The organism is Arthrospira sp. PCC 9901 (genome assembly GCF_059013425.1).
The window spans coordinates 673818-699979 of record NZ_CP102296.1; the positions used below are offsets into that span (position 1 = coordinate 673818).

The window sequence follows — 26162 nt, forward strand, 5'->3', positions numbered from 1 at the left end:
CGTGAAAGTTTCCCTTCACACGGCTCCTCAGTTACTCAGTCATCAATAGATACCTCTAGCGTCTGTGATATCATGGCAGTGTCCGTATATTATCCTTCTCAGTTCGACAGTGTGTTATTGGCTCAATTACCATCAATGTGATCAGTTGCCATCACATTATCTACTGTCAAACTTCGATAGCATTGGTCGCACCCGGATAGTTCAATAGCCGCTCACTCCAATAAACGTAATCTCCATCAAACGGGCTTTTTTCCCCTTTGACTTTGACGTGCTGTTTGAGCAGGGTTTGGCTATGTTTTTCCAGACAGTATTTGTGATCTGGTGTGATAAATTTCCATCCGATGCCTTGGTTGACTCCCCAGTAACTCGATATTACATCCGTGTTATTCTGATTTCGATTCCTTCTAAAGAAAGCCCATCCTCTCAGTTTGTGGAACAAAATACTGTCAATCTTACCAAAGGTTTCCTTACTACTCACAGTCGAGTAATATGACGACCACCCTCTAATGATTGGGTTTAGTGCATTGATCAGTTGTTCTTGACTTGAGTTTTTGTGACTTCCGATGATCTCATCTATTTTCTGTAGGTGGCGTTTTATTGCCTCTTTACTGGGTTTGATGATAGTTTGACAGCCTATTTTCTGCTCCGTGTTTCCCGTCGCGAGCGATCGCTTTTTGCTTGTGGGATATTGTCGGATATTGTACCCCAGAAAGTCCCAGCCTAGATTCCCATTATGTTCTGTGAAAGTGTGAGTAATGCGGGTGTTACTGTCTTTGAGTTTTAACCCCATTTCTCCCAACCAGGCTTCTATAGTTTCTTGTGCTGTCAGAATCACCGCAAGTTCTTCGTCCAATACCACCAAATCATCGGCATATCTGACCACTGTGGCTTTCCCGTTCTGACAGTTTGCTACTCCACCCTTGAATGTATCCTCTAGGAGACTTTCCAAGCCGTCAAGGGCGATATTTGCCAATAGTGGCATCAATCCCCCTTGGGGTGTATCAGTCTCCGTCGGGAACAATTCCTTTCCGTCCATTACCCCAGATTTCAACCAGGCTTTAATTGGTCGCCTGAGTCTAGGGTAGGTATTTAGTTTGGCTAGTAGTTTCTGATGGTAAATTCCCTCACAGCATTTCTCAATATGTGCATCTAGGACATATTTATGATCTTCCTTAATGCCATTGAAAATTGCTGCGATCGCATCTTGAGCAGACCTTCCAGGGCGGAACCCGTAGGAATTCCGGTCAAACTTTGCCTCCCATTCCGGTTCAAGTGCCAGCTTAACCAGCCCTTGTTTGGCTTTTTCCATCATCATTAGGATACCAAAGGCGGGCTTTTCCTCCTTTCCTGGTTCAGGTATCGAGACCTGGCGGCTGGTTTGAGTTTTCTTTCCCAGTTTCAGGCAGTTAGCCAAATCTAGCTTCTCCTGATTCCTGAGTCTGTTTACCCCATCAACTCCCGCCCTCTTTTCCGTACCATTGTCCTGGATAAGTTCTCGCACCGCCAGGATTTTGGCATCCATGGCATTTGTCAACAACCTTTGCAACCGACGAACCGCCTTGACATCGCCACGTTCCGAGGCTCGATAGATTCTCTTTTGGAGCTTGAAGACATGGTATTCAACTTTTTTCCAGTTGATTGTCTCCCATCCATACATCGGTTTTACCGTGTTCATAGCTTATTAACTCTGACTTGATTATCCATCTCCAAGTAACCGTGACTCCGTGGGCTTATCCTCTAGTTTCCTAAAGGCCTTTGCTTCTGAGTCAATCTTTTCCAGCGCCATCATGCGGCTTGACTGCCTACTCGGTTATCGACCTGTCCGAGAGATGCACGCCGGATTACCCCGTTCCGAGTGTCTGCTTTGCGATGAGGTTAGAGTTCCACTATCCGCCGGGTTTCTTAGGGGATGCTCCGGGTCAAATTTCGAGTTGCCCAGCCCTTATCCTTGCCTTTTGGCGCAGCCCATAACCCATGTAGGCTGTCATCAATAACGACGGTTCAGACGTGGATTCAGTTAACCTTACTCATACTCATCTCAGCTAGAAGGGATTTCGCCATGGGTTGGCGATTACCTCCGTTACACCCCGCTTCACCAGATTGATAGTCAGTCTCCCCAGTGGGGGTGTCGCTTCGTCTGCATCACGACGGTAGGAATTGGTGAAACCCTCACCTACCCAAACACCCAGTTATCATAGACCTGTGACCGCTTGTCCTAGTCTACGCAGATGGCACGCTACCCAACTGGGCAACTTTTCCATCTAACGGGTCGCACCAAAATATTTGACATCCGGATCAATTCCGGCCCTTCCCACCAGGGTAACAACATTTAGACTCATTCAATATCTCCGGTTAGTGATTTATAGGCAGCAGCCTCGCTCCCATTCTATCAAACCGTGAAGCAGCAAGTTGTAGGCATTTGCTCGGCTGTGGCTGTGCAAGCCTAACGGACAAACTGCGGCATAACTTCGGCGGCGGTGAACAGTCCATAAATGCCCCTTTCGTGCAATTTGACCCCGGCTTTTAAATAGCCAAAAGCTGGACCGCAGACATTGGCAGCCATGCTAGTTTCATCACCCAGAGTAAAGGTGTGGGTGGAGATTTTCCCCTCGAAGGTGCGACCAGTGACTTGTACATTGGTACTCAGGGGTTTTTTGGGGTTACGGGTATCGACAATTCCACCAACAGTAACGCGATCGCGAGAACAAATACCCGCCAATTCCAACATAATATCGTCGGCGTGTTCCATGTTTTCCAGTTTCAGCAAACCATTAGTTTTATCTAATAGGGCTTCTACTTCCGCATCTGTCATCGCCCTAGCTGTTTCTACGTTATAACCAGGAAGGTGGGCAATATCTTCCCTGATAGTAGCTCTGTAGGCTTCCCAGTTCGCTATACCTACCCCAAAGGTGATGTTAACGCTGTGAATTTCTGCATAACTTTGGGCAGCGATCGCCGCCGCCGCCGTGAGTAAACCCGGAGTCGCCCCACAACCGGTCATATAGGTGATGCCAGCCGCTTTTAACTGGTCCTGAAGTTCTAGGAGTTGTTCCACCGCGCTGGTACGCTTGAGGGCATCTACTAGAACTCCCTGCCAACCCGAGTTAATAAAGGCTTGGGCTACGGAAGCCATAAAGGTATTTGGTAAATTAGGCAGCGCCAAAAAGTAACCCTTTACTAGGGGAGCATGGTTAATTAAGTCAATAATACTCTGGGTGCTGTGGGTTCCGCCGGGTTCTATGTCTGCCACAGAACCGCGATCGCGATATGTCCTGATGCACAGGTCTGGATCTAGTCCTTCCGGGGAATAGATATAGCCCTTTTGATCTGCTGCTGCTACCCAGCACATTTCTTGTTTAGGGGTTAATACCCTAGCCGCCGCTTGTCCTAAACCACCAAACCCTAGGACTCCCACAGGTATGGGGTTATTGGTTAAGTCAGTATTTGGCTGATGATTCGTCATAAAATATGCTGTCAATTCGACAATTTATAATGGTCAAGCCGGAAATGTTGATCTTAATGCTGTTCCGGCAATCATTAATTTTAGGGTAATTTGAGTTAACATACCTTAATCCTTACCCAGGTGTGCTATACCATGCTCCACCTCGTCCTAGCTAGAAGCGCACAAAGTCCTAGTATCCTGGACAACACCGCCCCATCAAACTCTGACCCCTCACCGTGGGAACCCAACCCAATAGACAACAATTAACGTCAGTTAATCGATCGCCCCCAATACTTTCATACTTGCTTTTTGGGCATTGCTCAAACCTTTTACCCCGCAGATATTCGCCCTTTCGTAAAGTCTGGGTACTCTCAAAGTTTTGAGACATTCTCGCGTTGGGACATTCCAAAGTTTAATTGTCTCGTCCGCACTGCTACTGGCCAAGGTTTGACCATCGGGGCTAAAAGCTACTGCCAGCACCCAACTTTGATGTCCGTTAAAAGTAGCATAACATTCATGGGTCGTCACATCCCACAAACGCACCGTATTGTTTTCTCCTCCACTCGCCAATAGTTGACCGTCTGGACTAAATGAAATCAGGTAAGTCCAAACTTGTTGACCTGGAAAAATTGCCAGACATTCTTGGGTCGTCACATCCCATAAACGCACCGTATTATCATTACTACTGGTAGCCAATATTTGACCATTAGGGCTGAAATTAACTGAGATTATCTCTCCCTGATGTCCGACAAATTTTAGGGGAGGTTTTTGGAAATCAATGTCCCACACTTGCAGAATATTATCACTCCCACCCACCGCGATTTTTTGACTATCAGGACTAAAGGCAACTGTAAATATTTTCCAAGGATAAGGGTTAATTTCCTTGATTAACTTGGGGGTCGGATTCACATCCCATAACTTAATAGTTCGGTCATCCCCGGCACTGACTAACAATTGATGATCGTAACTAAAAGCAACTGCATATAACTGGTTTGTGTGTGTGATTAATGTACTTAAACATTTATGATGCTCAACACTCCAACACCTGACGGTAAAATCTCGACTAGCACTAGCGATCGTTTGACCATCTGGACTAAAAACCACTGCCTGTACTCGTTCTTTATGTCCCGGTAAATTGGCTAAAATCTCCCCTGTTTCTATATCCCAAATCCTGACATAGTAATCATCGCTACCACTGGCTAATGTCTTACCATCTGGACTAAAAACGACTGAACGTATCCAATTACACCAGCCTCCTAAAATGCTGTTGAGCTTGATATTATTAATGTTTTCCACATTCCACAAACTCACCTTTTTATCAGCAGCACACATAGCTAATATTTTACCATCTGGTGTAAAAGCCAGTTCCTCTATCCAAGAAGTATGTTCTTGTAAAGTATTGAAAAGTTGGGGATGATGAATATCGCTCACGTCCCACAGTTTCGCGGTGAGATCGCCACTTCCACTAGCCAGTATTTTGCCATTGGGACTAAAAGCTAATCCTCTGAGATCGCTATCGTGTGCGGAGATACTAGCAGCCAGAGAAATATTATTTATATCAGCAATTTGCCAAAGTTTAATGGTTCCGTCAGCACTCCCACTAGCTAAGACTTGACCATCATAACTGAAAGCCACACCCCATACTTCTTCTTCATGGTCTGGTAAAGTTTTCAGGCATTTAGCATTAGCGACATCCCAAATTTTGATATTTGTGTCTTTGCTTGTGGTTGCCAAAATTTGACTATCTGGACTGAAAACCATTCGATTAATCCAACTGGTGTGTCCGGGAAGATACGCCAAACATTTACCATTATTAATATCCCACAACTGTACTGTACCATCTACACTCCCACTCGCCAATATTTTCATATTTGGACTCAGGTTAGAATCAAACAACAAATTAGGCTCTATCAGTACGCTTTTAAAACATTCATGGTTTGCCATATCCCAAAACTTGACGATTTTATCATAACTAGCACTGACAAGAATTTGCCCATTTTCATTAAATTTTATGGTATTTATGCTGAGGCGATGCCCTGTCAATGTGCCGATTTTTGAGCCATCGGCAACTCGCCAAATATGAATTTTACCAGATTCATCACCTGTGGCTAAAAGTTTACCATCAGGAGTAAAAGCTAATGCTCTAACTATATTCATAGATTCCATAAAAAGACAGTTAGTTAAAGTGGCTTTTACTAAACTTACATCCTGCAAACTAGCACCCCTAAAATCAGCGCCCAAAATCACGGCATGACTGAGATCGCAACCCTCCAAAGCAGCCTTGTCAGTTTTCAAAAGCAGGGTGATTGCATTCCCGCCAACATAACCGACTTTTTCTAGGGTTTTTCGCCGTGTCGCCTTCACTACTTCCCGCAAGCGATCGCAAATATCCTGTAAGTTTTCCTCATCAGTGTTGGTCACCGGACGCAGCATCGGCAATAATAAATCTAGCACTGCTTTCGCCAGAGGCATTTCCCCAAAGGTAGTTCGCAAATGTGCCAAAGACTCAGTAGAAAACATATTGAGAGGCGAAATCAAAATCACTTTTCCGTTAACATCAACTTCGCGGCGGAAATAATTAGACCAAGTGTAGTTTTGAGCCGTTTTCTGTGGATTTACATGGGACTGTGGCTGTGCCACCTCGACGAAATCGGGAGCCAATATCCCCAATTCAGCAGCAAACTTATAAGCGACAAAAAACTCTAATAAGGAACGGTGAGCCGGACTATAATCCCCATCATCATTGCGAATTAACATAGTCTGACCCATCATATCATAATGCCAGTGATCTAAATCCTTTTGTTGTTGCACTTGCGACTCAAACAAGCGACGAATGCGATCGGGAAACTCCCGATAATTCAAACTCATTCGATTCTTAGATAGCATCTCCCAGGAGAGTTCGCACAGAAAATAAAGTTTATCTGCCAGAGAAGTAAATGTGCGCTTTTTCTGTATATCATGCTGCATTTTGCGGGTAACTGCATAGAGATAAATTCTGGCTAAATCGATCGCTTTTCCCGCTTCGATATCCGGCAAGGCTTTCAGTATTAACTGACTCATGACCGGACGGCGAGCCAAATCCACAAGTTGGGGATTATTCATGACTTTTTGCACCGTGGCGGGTGAGGCTTCAAAGGAGAGAGCCTGACGAATTTGCTGGTTACTAAATTTTTTTAATTCCAGAACTTCAAACTGTGGCGGTTCTCCGGTTAATGCTGCCACGGAAGCCTGTAGTTCTGCATTCAGCAAAGCACGTCCTTCTTTGGCTTCAGGAAAATGCTCCGTCCGACAAGTCAAAATAACTTTAGAACCAGAGACTACAGTTTGAGCCAATTCCCAAAAGTTATTAATCATCCGCTGTCGGTCAATTTTGGCAGCCATCTCGTCAAAGCCATCAAACATGACCAACAATTTACCCTGGCGGTTGAGCCATTCAAAGGCAGAATAACCCCCTCGCAAGGGGATTTCATGTTGCCGGAAAAAGAACTCAGAAAACAGCGATTCCATATTAATGGCACTGGCATAATCTCGCAAGAGAATAACTATGGGCAATCGCGGGCGTTCCACTCCTTTATTTTTGGCTTTTAAGTAGCGGTTTAATTGTTGCCCGGCATAATGAAAAATAAACCAGGTTTTGCCTGTGCCAAACTCACCCAAAATCGATAGATGTTTTTTGGCGGTATCGTCAATCCACCTATTAACATAACCATCAATCCAGCCATCGTCTTCGTCGTAGTGGCTGACTCCTAATTTATGCTTGGTAGAGGGGTCAACTTCCTCTTTTATGCAGGCGAGAGGTACATATTTATCATGGATCCCTCGCCGTTGAATTTCCTGCTCTAGCCATTGACAATAGCCACTAAAGTCTGCTTCTTGGTCGATAAGTTCGTCGAATGTGTAGCAAAATAAGTTTTTATTTGGGCTTTTTTGGGCTGCATTTCTGGCGGCTTTACTGACTCGACGGACAGCGACTAACCATCCCTCGTTGGTGCGTTGGTTTTCCACAGACTGACGCAAAGCATTAAAATCGGAAATTTCTGCTTCCCCTTCTACTCCCCGGACGAGAATGCGATCGTATCCTCGGCGGGCCTTAATTTTGATGATCCACTCAAAAAATCGATTTCCCTCGATTACTTCTTGAATATTGTAGCGCGAATCAAATTCATAATCCAGAATTTCAAACCATTCTCGCATCTGTTGGGGAAAGGCAAATTGGCAGCGATCGCGATCGGCTTTGATGGCCTGTTCCACGACTAACCGAAAATTAGTGCGGGTTACTGGTTTAGCAAATAAATCGGTTAGTATTTTCCATAATTTGGCGGCTTCTTGTCTGATATAAACTTTATTAAAATTAAGCAGGATTTCGATGTCGTCATATTTTTTGCCCTGCCAAGACCAACAAAAAATTTGTTTTTGCAAGTCGCTAATACGTTTGCCTTGGCGATCGCATGAATATTTCTGATTAACAAACTCAAAGGCCTCTTCTGGAGTCATGGCTGATACTCCCCAAGTTTGACATGGTAAAAACTAACTTATTATAGACGGTTTCCTGGCTCCCAAGCCAGAAAATTTGACCAAAATCCCATTGTTTTGCCCATTTATTGAGATTTCATCTCACAAAGCGGCTAAACTACCTAACAAAAACTAACTTTTTTCCCGATCATTTTCTAACCCAGAGCCTCAACTGCCACCGCGATAATTGGATTGTTAATGCGATCGGAGGAACTAGCCATGTTTTCTGTGGACACAGATACCAAAGAAATCAGCGGATTGCTGGGAACAAATCCCAATGCGATCGCTCGCAGTGATGGGGATATTTTAGAGTCTTTCAATGCCCATGGACTACCAGTAACGGGGGCTGTCGAGCCAGTGCTTCTCCCAACCTTGGTACCAGTTGAGGGCGATCGTCTTGTGATGGCTCTGGATATATCCGTTGACCAAGAAATAAATCCGGCGGAAACGGATTCTCACACTGCGCCGTCGGTAGATTCGTTAACGGGAATGGCCTTAGCCAATACTTACGAACAATTACAGCAATTTGCCAATAGCCCAGAGTTTCTCTCTCAGATGAGCATTGCTTTTGGAGATGATTTTGATGTTGAGGCGGCTCAGGATTTGGCAGATAGTTTGACTAATGGTACTTTTGAGATGCCACCGACTACGGTTGTTTCTGCTGCTGATATCAACGGATCTAACGGAGCTTTTGCGGCAGCAACTAACAATATTTATCTGGCCAGTGAGTTTGTGGCTGAGAATGCTGATAACCCAGAAGCGATCGTCTCAGTGCTGCTGGAGGAAATAGGGCATTATATCGACTCGCAGATTAACATCTCGGATACACCTGGAGATGAGGGTGCGATTTTTTCCGGTGTCGTCCAAGGCCGGGAATTTGATGCCGGGGAACTTGAGGCATTAAGAGCAGTAGATGATACCGCCACTGTGATGATCAATGGCGAAGCTACTCTAATAGAGCAGTCATTACCCCGATCTAATGATAATAATGCGTGGGCTATAGCTAGTGGTGACAACACCCGATTTGACCCTCCTTTATGGCGTGGCGAAGTGGATGAGCGCTGGCGAACCTCACCTCAACTATTACAGCTATATACAGATCTTTCAACAGCAGTGCTTGGTCGGCGATTCCGAATGACTGCTGGCTACGCATATGATCAAAGTTACTTTCAGGGGCTAGGAACGTGGCACGCTGGAATTGATATAGGGGCTCCGGCTAGAACTCCAGTCAGATCGGTACTCGGCGGCACTGTTGCCTGGACGTGGTCTTCCCCAACTGCCGGTGCATTCATTGGTGTGAACAGTAGCGATGGGCGACAGTGGGTTTACGGACATTTGCAAAGTTCCGGCAGCTTTACTCCAGGAAGTCGTATAACAGCAGGCCAGACTATTGGTCAAGTTGGCAACCAGTCAGGGGCAAACCACTTGCACCTTGAGGTTCGGACTCCTCCTTTCCGAGGCACTAATGGCGGCAATTCAAACCGGAATTTCATCTTAAGCGCAACCATGAGCCCTCTTCAAGCATTTTCACTGTCGCGACCTAGCACTCCGTCTCCACTTCCTACTCAGCCTTCAACGGGTGCATTCCGAGGTACTGTAGATGGGGCGCTCAATATCCGCAGCGGACCGGGGACGAACAACTCGATAGTTGGATCTCTGAGCCCTGGTCACAGTCGTACTTTTGACGCTGTGGCACGAGGCACAACCCATTGGGACGCTCGCGAACAGCGAAATGATAACCGCTGGTTCCGTATTCAAAACACCAATCAGTGGGTTTCCGCTTCTTTCATCACTGGCAATCCACTGTTCACTGGCGCAGCAGATACCACTCTCAATATCCGCAGCGGACCAGGGACAAACTTCTCTGTCGTCGGCTCTCTAAGCAATGGCAGTCGTCGCACTTTTGATGCTACGACTGTAGGCACAACCCATTGGGATACAAGGGAAAGGAAAAACGAGAACCGCTGGTTCCGTCTTCAAAATACCAATCAGTGGGTTTCCGCTGCTTTTATCACTGGTAATCCCACTTACTAAAACCTACGTCAAGCCATAGAGTTATCTACCCTGACTAGGGACTCGATCTGAGTGATTTTTGAGTCATCAGGTAGGATGCCTGGCTAAGGTAGTTAACCCCGATCGCACTTAGAGCAATCCTTCCAGAAAAAAGGCGGCACCCGGATTTGAACCCGGTTTAAAGGCTACAACCCCTATTCTATCGTCGCTCTAATACACTCAACGCCGATCGTATTATTAGGAGTGAGTGCAAAATGAGTGCAAGCGCAAACAGTACACACAGTGGTACATATCAAGGCTTTCAAGACATTCTTGAGTTTTTTAACCTATCCCGCAAACAATGTCCCAAAGGTGTGAGGATTAAGCGCAACCGGGGGACAATTCAGTTAGACATCACCACTGACCCAGAAACCGGGGGACGTAAACAAAGGGGTTGTAATTGTCAGTTCACTTCTGAGGGTATCCGTAAGGCTGTTGACAAAGCCTGGTTAGTTCATAAATCCCTTGATGGACAATTTCAGTCAGTATCTGAATGGCTGGATTGGTATAAGACTGCTATCCTTGATGAATCCAAAACCCCCCTAGAAAACGACTTAATCACTTATCGTCAAGTGTTTAAAGAAATGGAGGATGATTACTTTAATGGGGTACATCGTAACACCAAACGGAAGCGCTCCCGTGATATAGCTAATGATGTTAAATCGTTTAACAGTTGTTTTTTAGATGTATTTAACAAAATCACAGATTGGGATGCTTACATTAGTTGGGAGGGAATAAAAGAAGCGCTATATAGCCCGTTACAGAATGGTGATAGTCCGGTAGGTAGTAAAACCTTTAAAGACAGATACTATCGGTTAAAACAAGTAGCGGAACGCGCTGACTGCAAAAAAGCACTAGATAAATTAGAAAGGATTAACCCCACCCAGACGGTGTTTACTGAATCCCAAAGCATAGACCTAGAAACCTTACTAGACCTACTAGACAGGGAACGTAACACTGATTATCGCTCTGATGTGGATAATAATATTCGTGATGGTTGGTGTTGGGTGTCAGCAATGTGTGCCTTATACGGGTTGAGACCATCAGAGATAGCAGCGGTCCAAAACCTAAACAAAGCAGTTAAGATTGACGACATCACCTTTCCAGCCATATCTAGCCCTAATAACCTTGAGTTAGTGCTAGTTATTGGTGAGTTTACTTACTTTGGTAGTAGCACCAAAACGGGTCAACGGTTAGCAGTCCCTATGTCAAAAGACAAGACTTTAATTAACCGCCTAGGGATTCATAACGTCTGCTTACCTATCACAGAATCTAAAATCCCTAATGTATTTAACAATAATCATCGCGCATGGATGAAACGTCACAATTGGGGAATTACCCAAACCTATGCTTTCCGACATCTAGCCAACCAACTGGGAGAGATGAACGGGATTCCACAGGAAATCAGAGCACGTTCGTTTGGTCACAGTGTTGCAGTCAATGATAGCAAGTACAAAAAACGCCGGAACCTTGCCACAGAGTTAGGCATCCTGACACAACACCAAAGGCAACCATTACCACTAGAAATGGCAAAGCAAGTCTTAACCAATATCGGCATCAATCCAGATTTACCAGAGGTTAAGGCAATTCTTAGGGCAATATATCAACTCGATGATTAATCCCCAATAAACCTACAATACAACACCCCCTAGGCTAAATACTTAGGGGGTTTCATTTTGCACTCACTCCTAAGTGTACGATCGGCGTTGAGTGTATTAGAGTGACGATAGAATAGGGGTTGTAGCCTTTAAACCGGGTTCAAATCCGGGTGCCGCCTTTTTTCTGGAACCCCTACCGGAAAAGGTTACCGGGAATTCACCTAACCCGATAGTCGTACCGTTACACTCTTAATGCACTCCATTCAGTCTTAGCATACGGGACAATTAGTGCATATCCCTTAGCAACAAAGCTTAATTATTGACGGGTTAATCAATAAACACAACTTAACCAATCTGTCAAATAGCCACATCACTCCCCCCAACCAGACACGCGATAGGTTAACTCCCTTGTGATACCCGTCAATGGCAAGCCTATCGGTTCCTAACGTCACCATTGACTGCTATCACGTCAGTCACTTCCCTCAAGATGTCTGTTCCGGTTGGGGGGAGGTATGGCTCAAAATCAAGACGATACCCGTAGTAGATAATTCCCCAACCTATCAATGTACAGCGATAGTTAGGTTATTTTTCGTGGACTAGACTTATAGACAATCACTACAGCGATCGCTTACGGGGTTATCTATGGGCTCAAACTATGATTACTACGGGAGGGATTCTCAGGAGAGCGATCGCTAAATCTGGGTTGACATCTCCTACCGGATCCAACCCGATACCCCTAAACAAATCTCTGATTAATAACGATTGCCACGATGTGAGCCGATACCCACATAATCACCTTACCCAAAAATCTTAGCCGTCTATTGGGGGTAATTTAGTTATGGGTATTATGTGGACATGATAGGGTAGGTGTTCATATATTCTCGTTTTCATAATGAATTATCATAATGATACGGGATAGGCTAAATGATTTTTTTAACTTTTTTCTGGGTTTTATCATAGTGAATTATCATAATGAAAACCCAAAAATATGCAGATACCCCTACAGTCAGAAACCATAGGGGGCTATTTTAGGATATTGGATTATGGGTTAGGTGCTAGGTGCTAGGTGGACTACTAGGGCTTGCGCCAATCATCAGCATTGGGGGTATCTTTACAGTTAGGGCTTTGATGATTGCTGTTTGATTTACAGATGATTTTATCAAAAGAGCCTCTAATAAAATCAAGTAAAATACGCAACAATTCACTGTTATTTATATTTTTTGTTATTTATGATTATTGCTTTAGAATTAATAAATACTTATAAATAAGTAATAAATATATAAGCAAAAATGATAAAACAATTATTGACTTTATACGATAATTGTGTAATATTTAAATTATCGCCACAGACAAATCAAACAAAAAACCACTATCTAAAAAAATAGTGGTTAGTTTACTGTGTTTACTTTTTGGCGATTTAGCTTTTCGTGCTCTGTTTAGCCCCGGGATTGCCCGCTGGCGCGCTTGCCGGAATTTCGCCTGTTTCTTGACTTTCAGCTTCACTCTTGCCAGCGGTTAATTCACCTAAGCTATCTAAGCAGTATATTCGCCGATTATGGTGGTTTCGATTTACTCAACAGGAGCTACATATATGTAGCAGCTTTTAAGTTAAACATAACAGCACGTTACCAGTACCAACATTACACCGAAAATCTGACCAAGTGACAACCGAAAAAATCCAACAGGCTGCAATGGCTATGTTTTATCGGTGCAATCCCGGTAGCAAGGCAAGCCCTAGTAGTCCACCTAGCACCTAGCACCTAACCCATAATCCAATATCCTAAAATAGCCCCCTATGGTTTCTGACTGTAGGGGTATCTGCATATTTTTGGGTTTTCATTATGATAATTCACTATGATAAAACCCAGAAAAAAGTTAAAAAAATCATTTAGCCTATCCCGTATCATTATGATAATTCATTATGAAAACGAGAATATATGAACACCTACCCTATCATGTCCACATAATACCCATAACTAAATTACCCCCAATAGACGGCTAAGATTTTTGGGTAAGGTGATTATGTGGGTATCGGCTCACATCGTGGCAATCGTTATTAATCAGAGATTTGTTTAGGGGTATCGGGTTGGATCCGGTAGGAGATGTCAACCCAGATTTAGCGATCGCTCTCCTGAGAATCCCTCCCGTAGTAATCATAGTTTGAGCCCATAGATAACCCCGTAAGCGATCGCTGTAGTGATTGTCTATAAGTCTAGTCCACGAAAAATAACCTAACTATCGCTGTACATTGATAGGTTGGGGAATTATCTACTACGGGTATCGTCTTGATTTTGAGCCATACCTCCCCCCAACCGGAACAGACATCTTGAGGGAAGTGACTGACGTGATAGCAGTCAATGGTGACGTTAGGAACCGATAGGCTTGCCATTGACGGGTATCACAAGGGAGTTAACCTATCGCGTGTCTGGTTGGGGGGAGTGATGTGGCTATTTGACAGATTGGTTAAGTTGTGTTTATTGATTAACCCGTCAATAATTAAGCTTTGTTGCTAAGGGATATGCACTAATTGTCCCGTATGCTAAGACTGAATGGAGTGCATTAAGAGTGTAACGGTACGACTATCGGGTTAGGTGAATTCCCGGTAACCTTTTCCGGTAGGGGTTCCAGAAAAAAGGCGGCACCCGGATTTGAACCGGGGATGGAGATTTTGCAGACCTCTGCCTTACCACTTGGCTATGCCGCCACCACTGCGATTTACTAATATATCACAACCGCTGGGGAAACTGCAACTTTTTTCGCCAAGAATTTACACTCCTCTGTAATCGAGGCGATAACCAGCTATCGTATTGGGGATATATCGGTAGTCGTCGCTGCAATTGCCAACCTTTCGGGTTGATAATTTGGCTGAGGGTTTCCGGGTTAATGTGGGGATAGTCCGGGTTGACTACATCTTGGGGACCGATTCCCCCTAGGTCTCTGGCTCCCGCTTCCAGACATTTTAATAATATCTCTGGTTCCATGACTAGGTTGGGGGGAATTTGCACGGTGATTTCTTCGGGGAGAATACGGCGGGCGATCGCCACTACTTCGGGTAATTGGCTAAGATTAAATCCGTACCCTGGCTGCGCTTGTCGGCTTCCTTCGCTGTAGGGTTGCACAATCACCTCTTGAATGTGACCAGAGCGATCATGACTTTTGGCGATCGCTTCTAATGTCCATCCCCAGTCTGAGGGACTTTCCCCAATTCCCAAAAGTAACCCAGTCGTAAACGGAATTTTGAGTTCCCCAGCCCAATCAAGCTGCTGTAACCTAATACTAGGAACTTTACTAGGCGCGTGGCGATGAACCGTTTGTAAAAGCTCCGGAGTCATTTGTTCCAGCATTAACCCCATCGACACATTAACCTGTTTTAATCTAGCCATTTCCTCAAATTTCAGCGGACCCGCATTAGTGTGTGGCAAAAATCCCCAATTTAGGGCTTCATCGCACAACTCATAAATGCGATCGCACCAAGCCTCTCGCCGGGGACTGTTCGGGTGTACTTCCCCACTCAGAATCAAAATCTCCACTACTCCCTGTTCACATAGTCCCGCCAGTTCCTGTTTCATCTCCGCCATAGTTAACCAAGGACTATCTCCCGGTTCCTTGCGGAAATTACAGTAACTACAGCGGTTAAAACACTCATAGGTCGGAACTATCGTATAAGCCGGAGAATAGGAAACCAAGGTAGACATCTGAATAAACATTAGTTTTGCTTATCTAACATATAACTAAATACTTTGTTAAACCCCTTTACAAACCTTAACGGAGTGTGTCATATTATAGACACGGTAGAAAAACAACTGCCGGATAAGTACCTCGAAAATTCAATACAGCAATCATATCCAACATGACTACTACCATTCAGCAGCGCGAGAGCGCCAACGCCTGGGAACGGTTCTGTAGCTGGGTAACATCCACCAACAACCGCCTCTATGTAGGCTGGTTCGGTGTTCTGATGATCCCTACCCTACTAACTGCTACCATCTGCTACATCATCGCCTTTATCGCTGCTCCCCCCGTGGACATTGACGGTATCCGCGAACCCGTAGCTGGTTCTCTGTTGTACGGCAACAACATCATCTCTGGTGCGGTTGTTCCTTCCTCCAATGCGATCGGTCTGCACTTCTATCCCATTTGGGAAGCAGCCAGCTTGGATGAGTGGCTCTACAACGGTGGCCCTTACCAGTTGGTAATTTTCCACTTCCTGGTCGGTGTATTTTGCTACATGGGTCGTGAGTGGGAACTGTCCTACCGCTTGGGAATGCGTCCTTGGATCTGCGTAGCTTACAGCGCACCTGTTGCCGCTGCTAGTGCAGTATTCTTGATCTACCCCATCGGACAAGGTTCTTTCTCCGACGGTATGCCTCTGGGTATCTCTGGAACCTTCAACTTCATGTTGGTGTTCCAAGCAGAACACAACATCCTGATGCACCCCTTCCATATGTTGGGAGTTGCTGGTGTATTCGGTGGTGCTTTGTTCTCCGCGATGCACGGTTCTTTGGTAACTTCTTCCTTGGTGCGTGAAACCACCGAAATCGAATCTCAAAACTACGGTTACAAATTCGGTCAAGAAGAAGAAACTTACAACATTGTGGCAGCTCACGGTTACTTCGGTCGCCTGATCTTCCAATATGCTTCTTTCAACAACAGCCGTTCCCTGCACTTCTTCTTGGGTGCTTGGCCGGTAATCGGCATCTGGTTCACCGCTTTAGGTGTATCCACCATGGCCTTTAACCTCAACGGTTTCAACTTCAACCAATCCGTAATGGACTCCAGCGGTCGGGTAGTTAACACCTGGGCTGATGTCATCAACCGCGCTAACCTGGGTATGGAAGTAATGCACGAGCGCAACGCTCACAACTTCCCCTTAGATTTAGCTTCTGCTGAGTCTGAGCCTGTAGCTTTGGTTGCACCTCAAATCGGCTAATTTATAGCTTGGATTAAATAGAGCGCCTCCCAGCCGGGGGGCGCTTTTTGTTTGTTTAAACTTCACCTAGCCAAAAAAACCACCCGGTTTCTGACTCGAAGGTTAAGATACAGAAACCGGGTGATTTTTCAGTTTTTTGGGTTTATAGTTCTAACCTAGGTTCTCCTCAACTTGTCTCAGAATAGAAAATAAAACCGTAATGCTACGATCCGCGTAGTTCATTAGTTTTTGCATAATGTTGGAAAATGTTTCAGAAGAATTGTGAACTGAACAATTGCTAGGCTGAGGAGCCTCTAAATATGAGTTAGTGCTTTCACTTGTGGTCATAATTAAAGTGCTGTTCTCAGCCTTATTCTGTTTAGTGACTGAATGAAATTAATTTTCATATATAAAGCATAGCATAAGTATTGCCAAAAGCGCCCAAACTCCGGGCAAAATCTATCTAAAGTAGTACATCAAAGCCCTATCAATCATGAATCTCGCCATTAGGCATGATCGCGCCATGTAGGTTTACCCCAATGGTATTAGCACTACTAAACTCAGCACGAGTTAAGTAGGCATAGCTAAGGTTAGCATTTCGCAAATTTGTCCGACCAAGAGAAGCATCGGTTAAATCAGCCTGAGTCAAATTAGCCGAACTTAAATTAGTCCGACTTAGTTCCGCCCGTACCAAATTCGCCCGGCTTAGGTTAGCATGACTGAGATTAGCATTACTGAGATTAGCATCTGGTAAAATTGAGTCGCACAATTCCACCCTAGGCATTTGGGCGTTAGTCAAGATGGCTCGCTCTAGTTTTACCTTAACCATGCGGGAACCAATTAAATTAGCACCACTTAAATTAACTTCTGTTAAAATCGCCCCTTGTAAATTGGTTTCGGAAAGGTTAGTCTGGTTGAGAATCGCGCCACGCAGTACACATTCAGTTAAATTAGCCCCCGTTAGGTTAGCGCGGGTTAAATCAGCCCCGGTGAGATTAACCCCCTGTAAATCGGTACCTCTTAAATCTGCGCCTCGTAAATTTACACTCTCATAAATACGCCTTTCATAACGCATATTTGCACCCCGTAGACAAGCACCCCTTAAATCTGCACCTTGCAAATTAGCACCGCGTAAATCTGCTTGAATTAGGTTAGCATCAACTAATGTGGCTAGGGTTAAATTAGCTTTTCTCAGGTCGGCTGCTTGCAGGATAGTACCATGAAAATCAGCGTCGGTTAGTTGAGCGCCACTTAAATTAGCTCGTGATAGGTTAGCTCCTGCTAATCTGGCTTTTTCTAAATTTGCCCTAGTTAGGTTAACTCCATTAAGATAGGCTAACACAAAATTGGCTCCTTGAAAATCACCGCCACTTAAATTGGCTCCAATTAGGTCAGCATTACTTAGTTCAGCATTGCGGAGGTTAACACCTCGAAACAATTTTTCTCCACTTCGATATTTATTTAAGAAAGTCCGCTCATCCATCCCTATTCATCCTTGTACTTTGGCTGTTAATTTATTCTGAATTATCAAGTATTAACTATGGTTTCCATAGTTGATTTTTTGAGTCCAAATAAAAGACTGATCACCTGGCTTGCGGAAGTAAATTTTGACAATGTTAATAGATTGTAGTTGTAGGGATAGTAACTTTTTGTGGATAAACTGGGTGGTTGATTCGGGCGAAAAACTGTGCTGGGATTCGAGAATTAGATGCAAACACTGATTTTTAGATTGCGCTAGGACGTGGATACCTTTGGATTTGACTAAGTGATTGAGGAAGGATGCGATCGCTTTAGGATTACCCTGTTTAGCTAGTTCGAGAACCTGATTAGTACCCCCGGAATCTGATATCTGAGTAGGTGTTGGTAACGGGTCAGTAATTTCTGATTGGGGTTCGGTTTGTTGTCGTTCTGTCGTTTCGGATTGATCAACTATTTCTTCTAGTTGTAGGATTTGTTCTTGTACTTGAGCAATGAAGTCTTTAAGAACCTCATACTTGAATTTTAATTGCTGCTCAATATCATAGCTAATCATTCTGCCATCTAGTTGGTCTTCTAAGGTCTGTAAGGTATTAGCGATCGATGTTATGGCTTCGGTAACTCCTTGGCTAACTCGCTTGTGAATATCATCTTTTAGCCCCAAACGTTCCTGAATAATATTGGACTTGGAACGGTTACCGGATGACTCTGGCACTAATTGACTATTTGATAGGGGTTGACCGGAATCTGTAGGAATTGGTACAGTTTGTAATCCTGATATTTCGGGGATGTTTGATTGGGTTACATTGGCGGGGGTTGATACTTGAATAGTCTGGCTTTCGTTCAGATCAATTCCCTGAGTTTTCGCCAGATCTGATAATTTTTGAGCCTGACTATAATTGGAGTCTGGTAATTCCTGAAAATAGTTGTGATTAACTGTTTGGTGATTATAACAAAGACGCATGGATTCAATTAAAACTGTTGCCACTTGAGCATCTTCATCAGAATCCTCTAGGTAAGCGACCATTTTTTTTAGATAAACTTTCAAATCTTCAAACTTAGGAAACATTTGAAATAGTTGTTCAATCAGGTTATCTAACTCGATTGATTTGAGTTGTAGCCAGTCGCGATCGCTAAATGTAAACTCATTTTCTAAGACGGAAAATATCAATATCTTAACCCTTAATGGGTTGGCAGTTTGCATAATTTTGAAACGAATATCAAAGATATTATCTAGTTTTTTTCCCTGGGAATTTTGGTGGTTTAAGCTGTCGGGATTAACCGACAAATCAAGTTGAGAGTGAGGACGGTCTGACGGCTGATAGGAAGTCATAACCATCTCAGTAGAAGGTTCCTGATCTCCCTCAAGGTACAATCTCCCAACTTGACTCAATACTAGATTAACAATAACTGTATATTCTGTTTTTTTGTTAATTTTAGATAAAATTTTATTCAAAATACTATTAAGCCGTTCAAGGCTTTGGGTACTCCAGTACAAAGATTGCACTAAATCCCGCATAGGAGTATTTTCTATGACTGCTGAATCACTCTCCCATTTACCATGGGTAGCACAAATCATGATTTTTTTGATCCGAAACGCCTCATCGCTGGTATCCAAGTTTTGCACAACATCATCAAGGGTCGATTTGGCTGGCATTTTTGCCTCCTACAAATCATTGATAAATAAACAGTTATTTTGTGATAGTGCGAGCCAACAAATTCACCAAATTAATCATTCATATAAAGACAATCTATATTTAGGTAAATATTGCCTTTATTTCAGCCTGGCAAAGTAGGATTATTAATCAATAATTTCGCCAAAGTTAACCAAGCCAACCGGAATTATTTAAGTTCATTTTACGGAATATATAAACACCCAATAATCATCATAATAGAGCATTTAAAACTCGCCTCTATCTACAATGTTGTACCTGTTAACAGGTACATTGTAGGTCATTTATTGTATAATGGTTAATCATTCTCATTCAGCCATTTAGATTACCCCCCCCAGAACTGATGGCGGACTTTGATGCGATCGCACTAAGCGTGCGATATTGGTGGCGTAGGCTGCGTCAGACCCCGGCTATATCAATCATAATCGGATAGTTTTCGGTTGACACAGCCCATGGTAGCCTGTTAGCTGGTTACCAACGATAGGTGCCGATCCTACCCAAAGCCTCAACTAAGATCGCCAAGTTTTAGCACTTTTGGGACAATCCCTAGCTCCGATCGCATATTATCCCCCAGGACACTACCACTTCCCTGAAGGTAGTTTACCTATTTATGGCTGTGGCGATCGCTTCAGAGGTGCGATCGCTGTCAAGCCCCCATGAGTAAATACTCATATAGTCCTCTCCGGGACTGTCCAAAGGTTGCGGTTAGCCACCCATGAAACCATCTCCGAGCCAATTGTGATTTCTGATGAATTTCAGGAATCAAGCCAGATCGCCTTGTAGTGAGGTCTAGCATCGCGTTAAGTCAAGGAAACTCAGATGATGTGGAAATATTTGATATTTTTGGCTCCTATCGTTTTAACGGGTTGTCAGGTGGATTTTTCATCTTTCCTGGAAGATATACCAGGGTGGCGAAGCAGCGATCGCGCTCCTTTAATGATGAAAGCGATCGCCTTGGGACAGCAGACATATTATCAAAATCAAGGTTATTTTGCCAGTTCCCTTCACGGTCTATCTGGTAATTTAAATCTGGAAACCGATAGTTATCAATACGCCATTAGAACCGAAGGCGAAACCGCTCAAACCGTCTTCATAACAGCCACAGCCAAAACCGATGACCTGCGTAGTTATAGTGGTGTCATGACAGTAGGAAAAAACGACGGAGGGGTGGTCTTGATGGCGAACCTGTGCCAAACGGACACACCATCTAAAGTACCCCCCTTATTATCCTCAACCCCTGTACCTAGTCAAGGATTAAAATGTCCTCCCGGATCTAGTCCAGTACGCTAATCTAGGCAGTTACCGGAACAAAATCCACATCATCTGTGCCGTCTGTTTCTCCTTGACCAGAAGTGATTTTTTCGCCATTAACCTCGATCGCAAATTCAGTTTGATCCAAACCAGTCAAGTTATAATCAGTCTTCTCGCTGGTGTATCCAACACTAGCGATCATCTTCCGTCCGGCATCAGTGTATTTAAACGCCAACATTTGATTTTTAGACTTATCATTATCATAAGTCCAAACCACCATATACTCTTCCCCGTGATAGGAGAAAACCTTAGAAGGGCGGGTAGGAACATAGCGACCGGGGGCACCAAAAGCCGCATCAAGGAATTCCTGAAGTGAATCATCCTGAACCACAGCATAGCTAACTTGTTCAGCCGGAAGTTCTTCTTCCTCGACATCATCTTCAGTTTCGTCAACCACTTCTTCTTTATTGCGATTGCGGAAATAATCTACCGCCATCTTAGTACCAATAGCACCGACGGTAGCAATTCCAGCCCCAGCGAGAATTTTACGCAGTCTACTCATATATTTTCCTCATTGACGAATTGGGGAGTTTTAGTCTTGGGGATATATTCCACTCTCCGTTACAATTTTAACAGATTGTTGTTAATAGCAAAATCTGCAAAAAGATGATAATATTCCTGCTCTTGGGGGGTTGACAAAAAACATCAAATGATATCCGGGAGATGGATTCAAGGATAAATTAATATTTGATTAACCCAGATAACTTGGAGCATCAGCATAAATATAGGTGATAGGAGACCATTACTGAGTCCCCTAACCCAGAAACCAGATGGCTGTAGTCGGCCCTCAGTCCTCCAGGGCCAGCGACGTGAAGGAAGGCCCGAAAAGATGGCTAGATATTGATGATAAAATTCAGCTATTATGTATAAAATATTTCAGACATCTAATAATTTCTGGGTGTTTAAATATGGCAATGTGGTTAATTATGATGATTGCCACCAGAGATTGTCGGGGCTGCATCAATTGATATAATAGCTAAATACCAGGTAATTTTAGCAACTTTTAAACTCTCATTCTCACCATTCAAAGATGATGCCAATTGATGATTACTATAGAATCTTAGAGGTTGCACCCACTTCGAGTCAAACAGACATCAAAAAATCCTATCGGAGATTAGCCAAAAAATTCCATCCAGACAGTCAGGAAGAAACAGCCAATCACGATACAATTATTCGGATTAATCAAGCCTATGAAGTGCTGAGTGATCCCCAGAAACGTCAGAATTATGACCGCAGCCTAAGCCGCCCCACCCGACCAGGTAAACCTAAGCCACAAGGGCGGTCTAAAGATTTTGATCTAGACCAATGGTTGCAGGAAGTCTATAGACCTGTGAATCAAAATATTGACCGAATTTTTCAACCCTTTAAACAAGAAATAGATAACTTATCCGGCGACCCCTTTGATGATGAATTAATGGCAGATTTCCAAGCATATATTGAAACCTGTAGAGATATCCTAGCTGAAAGCCAAACTCGATTTCGTTCGGCTCCCAACCCGGCGAATATTGCGGGAGTGGCGGCGCATCTTTATTACTGTCTGAATCATATTGGTGATGGTATTGAAGAATTAAATATGTTTACCCTAAACTATGACGAATCCTATCTACACGCGGGCCAGGAATTTTTCCGCATTGCCGATCGCTTACGTCAAGAAGCCCAAGACCAAATCCATAAATTCCTTTAACCAGTCCTTTAACCAGAGAGCGATCGCCATAATTTCTTGAGCAGATCATCATACCATCGGGATCGAGGTTGAAAAAAATTCCGAAACCGACTACATTAGTTAACAGAACTTAACAAGCAAAAATTAACCTGCATTTATGCAATGCCTGATCACCCGTCGCGCCCAGTTTTCAGCCAGTCACCGTTACTGGTTGCCAGAACTGAGCGAAGCCGAAAATTTTGCCAAATTTGGACAAACAGCCCGCGCCCCCGGTCACGGTCATAATTATGTCCTGTATGTTTCAATGGTGGGGGAACTAGACGAATATGGCATGGTACTTAACCTGTCGAACGTCAAACATACCATCAGAAGTGAAGTTACCGAACCCCTAGATTTTTCATTTCTGAATGAAGCATGGCTGGAATTTCAGGACACCCTACCCACCACTGAATTTCTGGCTTATTTAATCTGGCATCGTCTAGCCCCCCATTTACCCCTAACCAACATTCAACTATTTGAACACCCCCAACTTTGGGCAGATTATCAAGGAAACTCCATGGAAGCATATCTAACCATCAGCACCCACTTTAGCGCGGCTCATCGACTAGCTCACCCTCTCCTGAGTGATGAGGATAACTCCAAAATTTATGGCAAATGCGCCCGCCCTCACGGTCACGGACACAATTATCACCTAGAAGTGACTATTCGTGGTCAAATTGACCCCCGGACGGGTATGATTGCGGATTTAGGGGCTGTGCAGAAGGCGATCGATGATTATGTGGTTGAACCCTTCGATCATACTTTCCTCAACAAAGATATCCCCTACTTTGCTAAGGTAGTACCAACGGCTGAAAATATTGCGGTTTATATCCGTGACTTGCTGCAAAATCCCATTGATGAATTAGGAGCGCATCTCCATAAAATCAAGTTGATTGAAAGCCCTAACAATTCCTGTGAGGTATACTGCACAACATCGGAACACCAACCCCATCTCGCCGCCAATCGAGAACCGGTAGCAGTAGGTGTATAAGGGATATCCCAACGGATATCAATTAGCTGAATTTTTCCAGAGACAAAGCAGGTATTTTGCCTGCTTTTTTTGATGTTTATATAAAATCCGAACCCATAGTTTTTCCCGGAGGGTCGGGGCTGCCATTGCTACCTGGAACTTTGATGATGGGTTAGGAACAGGATCTCGTCTTCACCCATCCTGAACTCCCTAGATTATAACTGTCAATTTCCTGACCTGTAAAAATTGGGTTGTAATTATGAACTAGCTAAGACACTCTCCCTGAGTTTAAAGGATATTAAACCGGGGGGGGGAGTCACTATTTAGCTATCCGTTATCCATCCCCCTAATCATCAAGCAAGAGTGAGTTATATCCATGAGGCTATCGACCCTAACACTGTTGACTCTGACTGCGCTTGCAGCTAACGAATCGGTAAATCAGGCAACTGCTGCCCCTAATGTAACATCTAGTTATAATCCGGTTTCTGATACGGAAAATTTGGTTGATGAAATTGATATCGAAATTAGCCAAGCTGAACTTACTGCGACTGTTAGCGCCCCGGAAACTTGGAGTCAGCCAGAATTAGCCGAGGATTCATCATTAACAACAGATGAGGTGGTATTTATAGCTTCAGCTTCCCCAGCTTTGTCAGTGGCGAAGGTGAGTCCTTCTGTGGGTACTTCTGAATTTGGCTACACGGTTATATTACTTAATACTTTGCTGTTAATTTCTACTTTGTCGCCCACTTTAACTTTGATGTTTTTCTGGTTAGTGCGGCGCTTGGTGATTCGAGAGTTGGTGACGGAAACTAACAAAAGATTAGATAAGTTTGATGGTTTAGAATCACAACTAAAATCTTCTAATTATCAATCTAAAAAATTGGTTAAAGATTTAGAAATTCAGGTGAGAGTAGCACAAAAGTCTATTCAGTTTTTAAGAAAAGAGGTTGAGGCTTCTAAGGCTTCTATTCAAGAACTAGAACATCTGAAGCTACAGTATCTGAGACAGGTACAAGAGATGATGATGGAGCTGCAAAATTATAGAAATCAGACAATGGAACAGGTGGAGCCGCCAGGGGTACCAGTTCCTGCGCCGCCTATGTCTCAACTACCCTCGAAATCTACATCTAATCATCCATTACCTCCTAAGCATCCCCCCACTTCTCAGCCTTTAATTGCGGATGATTTCCTCAAAAAGGGGGAAGCGTTAATTAATGAACGTCAATATAAACAAGCGATCGCAGCTTGCGATCGCGCTTTGGAAATTAACCCTGATTTAGATGAGGCTTGGTATCAAAAGGGTAATGCTTTGGTGCGCCTACAACAATATTCGCAGGCTTTGGAGTGTTATGATCGGGCTTTAAAAATTCAGCCTCAGCGCTCAGATGCTTGGTATAATCGGGGTAATGTTTTGGTGCGGTTAAAACGCTATTCCCCGGCTCTGGAAGCCTATAATCGGGCGTTAAAGATTGAGCCTAATGATTATGCGGTTTGGCACAATCGGGGGGCTTTACTGCGTAAATTTCAGAAGTATGAGCAGGCTTTAGAGTCTTATGATCGGGCGATTATGCTGGAAGCAAATCATTATGAAACTTGGCATAATCGCGGGAATGTTTTAAGTCAATTAAAACGCTATCAGGAAGCCATATCATCTTATGATCGGGCGATTCAAATTAATCCAGGTCAGTTTGATATTTGGGCAAATCGAGGGATGGCTTTATGTCACATTCATCAATATTCGGAGGCGCTTTCTTGCTATGAACAGGCGATATCTCTGAATTCTAAGGATCCAGAACTTTGGATTTCTCAGGGGGGAGTTTTAGTAAAATTAGCACGTTATGAAGAGGCTTTAATTTGTTATGATCGGGCTATTAGCTTTAAATCGGATAGCTATGAGGCTTGGATGGGGCGAGGAGAGATTTTAACGGCTTTAAAACAGTATGAACAGGCGCTGGCTAATTGGGATAGGGTGATTGCTTTACAGCCAGATGCTTATCAGGCTTGGTGTCAACGGGGAATCTGTTTAGAGAAAATGGAACAACATGATGATGCGATCGCTTGTTTTGATACGGCGATTGCTTTGAAGCCAGATCATGCGGAAAGTTGGCGACACAGGGGCGCTTTATTGTCCCGACTGAAAAAATATCAGGAGGCGATCGCTTCTTTGGGAAAAGCTATCTCCATTCAAAAGGATTTACGCAACGGCAAAAAATCGGCTAATGCTTCTCAATCGATAGGTGATAATAATGGTTTCTCACCTGTTCCCACCTAATAGATGGAAAGCTGCTGATCATTTGAGATGTTGATGAAGGCGATCGCTCGGTTAAGGTGGCGATCGCCTTAAAATTGGCAACCGTCCACTATTTGGAAAAAAAATCCCCCAGCCGAAGCCAGGGGAAAACCATCAGGGTGCATCTACTTTTTCCTATTCCCGTCACAGATGAAGCACTCCGGGAAATTTGAGAAAAAATTGTGAAAAAAACAAAGTCCCTACAATCCGATGACCGTAGGGACTAG

General features: G+C 43.8%; 16 protein-coding genes and 1 tRNA gene. 8 read left to right on the top strand and 9 right to left on the bottom strand.

The window, feature by feature from the left end; genetic code table 11:
• Positions 1-166: 166 nt before the first annotated feature.
• The 3 genes from NLZ44_RS03070 to NLZ44_RS03080 all read right to left on the bottom strand — a co-directional run bounded on the left by NLZ44_RS03070 (position 167) and on the right by NLZ44_RS03080 (position 7936).
• Positions 167-1675, bottom strand: coding sequence for a reverse transcriptase N-terminal domain-containing protein (locus NLZ44_RS03070; RefSeq protein WP_006623339.1), 1509 nt, complete (start codon positions 1673-1675; stop codon positions 167-169).
• A gap of 768 nt (positions 1676-2443) precedes the next feature.
• Entirely contained in the window at positions 2444-3463 is a 1020-nt protein-coding gene (bioU, locus tag NLZ44_RS03075; protein ID WP_111892088.1) for a (S)-8-amino-7-oxononanoate synthase BioU, read from the bottom strand.
• A gap of 252 nt (positions 3464-3715) precedes the next feature.
• Positions 3716-7936, bottom strand: a complete 4221-nt coding sequence (locus NLZ44_RS03080) for an NACHT and WD40 repeat domain-containing protein (protein WP_493751822.1) — start codon at positions 7934-7936, stop codon at positions 3716-3718.
• A gap of 237 nt (positions 7937-8173) precedes the next feature.
• Between NLZ44_RS03080 and NLZ44_RS03085 the strand changes: the two genes are divergently transcribed.
• Both NLZ44_RS03085 and NLZ44_RS03090 read left to right on the top strand, forming a co-directional pair.
• Positions 8174-9988: a peptidoglycan DD-metalloendopeptidase family protein gene (locus NLZ44_RS03085; RefSeq protein ID WP_493751823.1), complete on the top strand. Its 1815-nt coding sequence runs from the start codon at positions 8174-8176 to the stop codon at positions 9986-9988.
• Between the two features lie 233 nt (positions 9989-10221).
• Positions 10222-11625, top strand: a complete 1404-nt coding sequence (locus NLZ44_RS03090) for a site-specific integrase (protein ID WP_493751824.1) — start codon at positions 10222-10224, stop codon at positions 11623-11625.
• 2612 nt (positions 11626-14237) lie between these two features.
• On the opposite strand, the gene NLZ44_RS03095 is transcribed toward NLZ44_RS03090, so the two are convergent.
• Positions 14238-14308, bottom strand: a tRNA-Cys gene (locus NLZ44_RS03095).
• Between the two features lie 22 nt (positions 14309-14330).
• Positions 14331-15311, bottom strand: coding sequence for a 7,8-didemethyl-8-hydroxy-5-deazariboflavin synthase subunit CofG (gene cofG, locus NLZ44_RS03100; RefSeq protein WP_493751825.1), 981 nt, complete (start codon positions 15309-15311; stop codon positions 14331-14333).
• Between the two features lie 143 nt (positions 15312-15454).
• Between cofG and psbA the strand changes: the two genes are divergently transcribed.
• Positions 15455-16534 carry a photosystem II q(b) protein gene (gene psbA / locus NLZ44_RS03105; protein ID WP_048894885.1) on the top strand — a complete coding sequence of 360 codons (1080 nt, stop codon included), beginning with the start codon at positions 15455-15457 and terminating at the stop codon, positions 16532-16534.
• Between the two features lie 150 nt (positions 16535-16684).
• Here the strand turns inward: psbA and NLZ44_RS03110 are convergent, their stop codons facing one another.
• The 3 genes from NLZ44_RS03110 to NLZ44_RS03120 form a co-directional block, all read right to left on the bottom strand.
• Positions 16685-16861 (bottom strand): hypothetical protein, encoded by a 177-nt coding sequence (locus NLZ44_RS03110; RefSeq protein WP_493751826.1) that lies wholly within the window; start codon positions 16859-16861, stop codon positions 16685-16687.
• A 139-nt stretch (positions 16862-17000) separates the two neighbouring features.
• Positions 17001-17996 (bottom strand): pentapeptide repeat-containing protein, encoded by a 996-nt coding sequence (locus NLZ44_RS03115; protein WP_493751827.1) that lies wholly within the window; start codon positions 17994-17996, stop codon positions 17001-17003.
• Between the two features lie 51 nt (positions 17997-18047).
• Entirely contained in the window at positions 18048-19646 is a 1599-nt protein-coding gene (locus NLZ44_RS03120) for a hypothetical protein (RefSeq protein ID WP_493751828.1), read from the bottom strand.
• Between the two features lie 550 nt (positions 19647-20196).
• Between NLZ44_RS03120 and NLZ44_RS03125 the strand changes: the two genes are divergently transcribed.
• Both NLZ44_RS03125 and NLZ44_RS03130 read left to right on the top strand, forming a co-directional pair.
• Positions 20197-20322, top strand: coding sequence for a hypothetical protein (locus NLZ44_RS03125; RefSeq protein ID WP_369299833.1), 126 nt, complete (start codon positions 20197-20199; stop codon positions 20320-20322).
• 159 nt (positions 20323-20481) lie between these two features.
• Entirely contained in the window at positions 20482-20952 is a 471-nt protein-coding gene (locus NLZ44_RS03130) for a type IV pilin-like G/H family protein (RefSeq protein WP_493751829.1), read from the top strand.
• Position 20953: 1 nt separating this feature from the next.
• Here the strand turns inward: NLZ44_RS03130 and NLZ44_RS03135 are convergent, their stop codons facing one another.
• Positions 20954-21475, bottom strand: a complete 522-nt coding sequence (locus NLZ44_RS03135; RefSeq protein WP_006623329.1) for a hypothetical protein — start codon at positions 21473-21475, stop codon at positions 20954-20956.
• A gap of 531 nt (positions 21476-22006) precedes the next feature.
• On the opposite strand from NLZ44_RS03135, the gene NLZ44_RS03140 reads away from it, so the two are divergent.
• The 3 genes from NLZ44_RS03140 (at position 22007) to NLZ44_RS03150 (ending at position 25917) form a co-directional block, all read left to right on the top strand.
• On the top strand, positions 22007-22657 hold the full coding sequence (locus NLZ44_RS03140; protein ID WP_493752939.1) for a DnaJ domain-containing protein: 651 nt from the start codon (positions 22007-22009) through the stop codon (positions 22655-22657).
• A gap of 136 nt (positions 22658-22793) precedes the next feature.
• Positions 22794-23666, top strand: coding sequence for a 6-carboxytetrahydropterin synthase (locus NLZ44_RS03145; RefSeq protein ID WP_006623327.1), 873 nt, complete (start codon positions 22794-22796; stop codon positions 23664-23666).
• A gap of 355 nt (positions 23667-24021) precedes the next feature.
• Positions 24022-25917 carry a tetratricopeptide repeat protein gene (locus NLZ44_RS03150; protein WP_008054622.1) on the top strand — a complete coding sequence of 632 codons (1896 nt, stop codon included), beginning with the start codon at positions 24022-24024 and terminating at the stop codon, positions 25915-25917.
• The last annotated feature ends 245 nt before the right edge of the window (positions 25918-26162 follow it).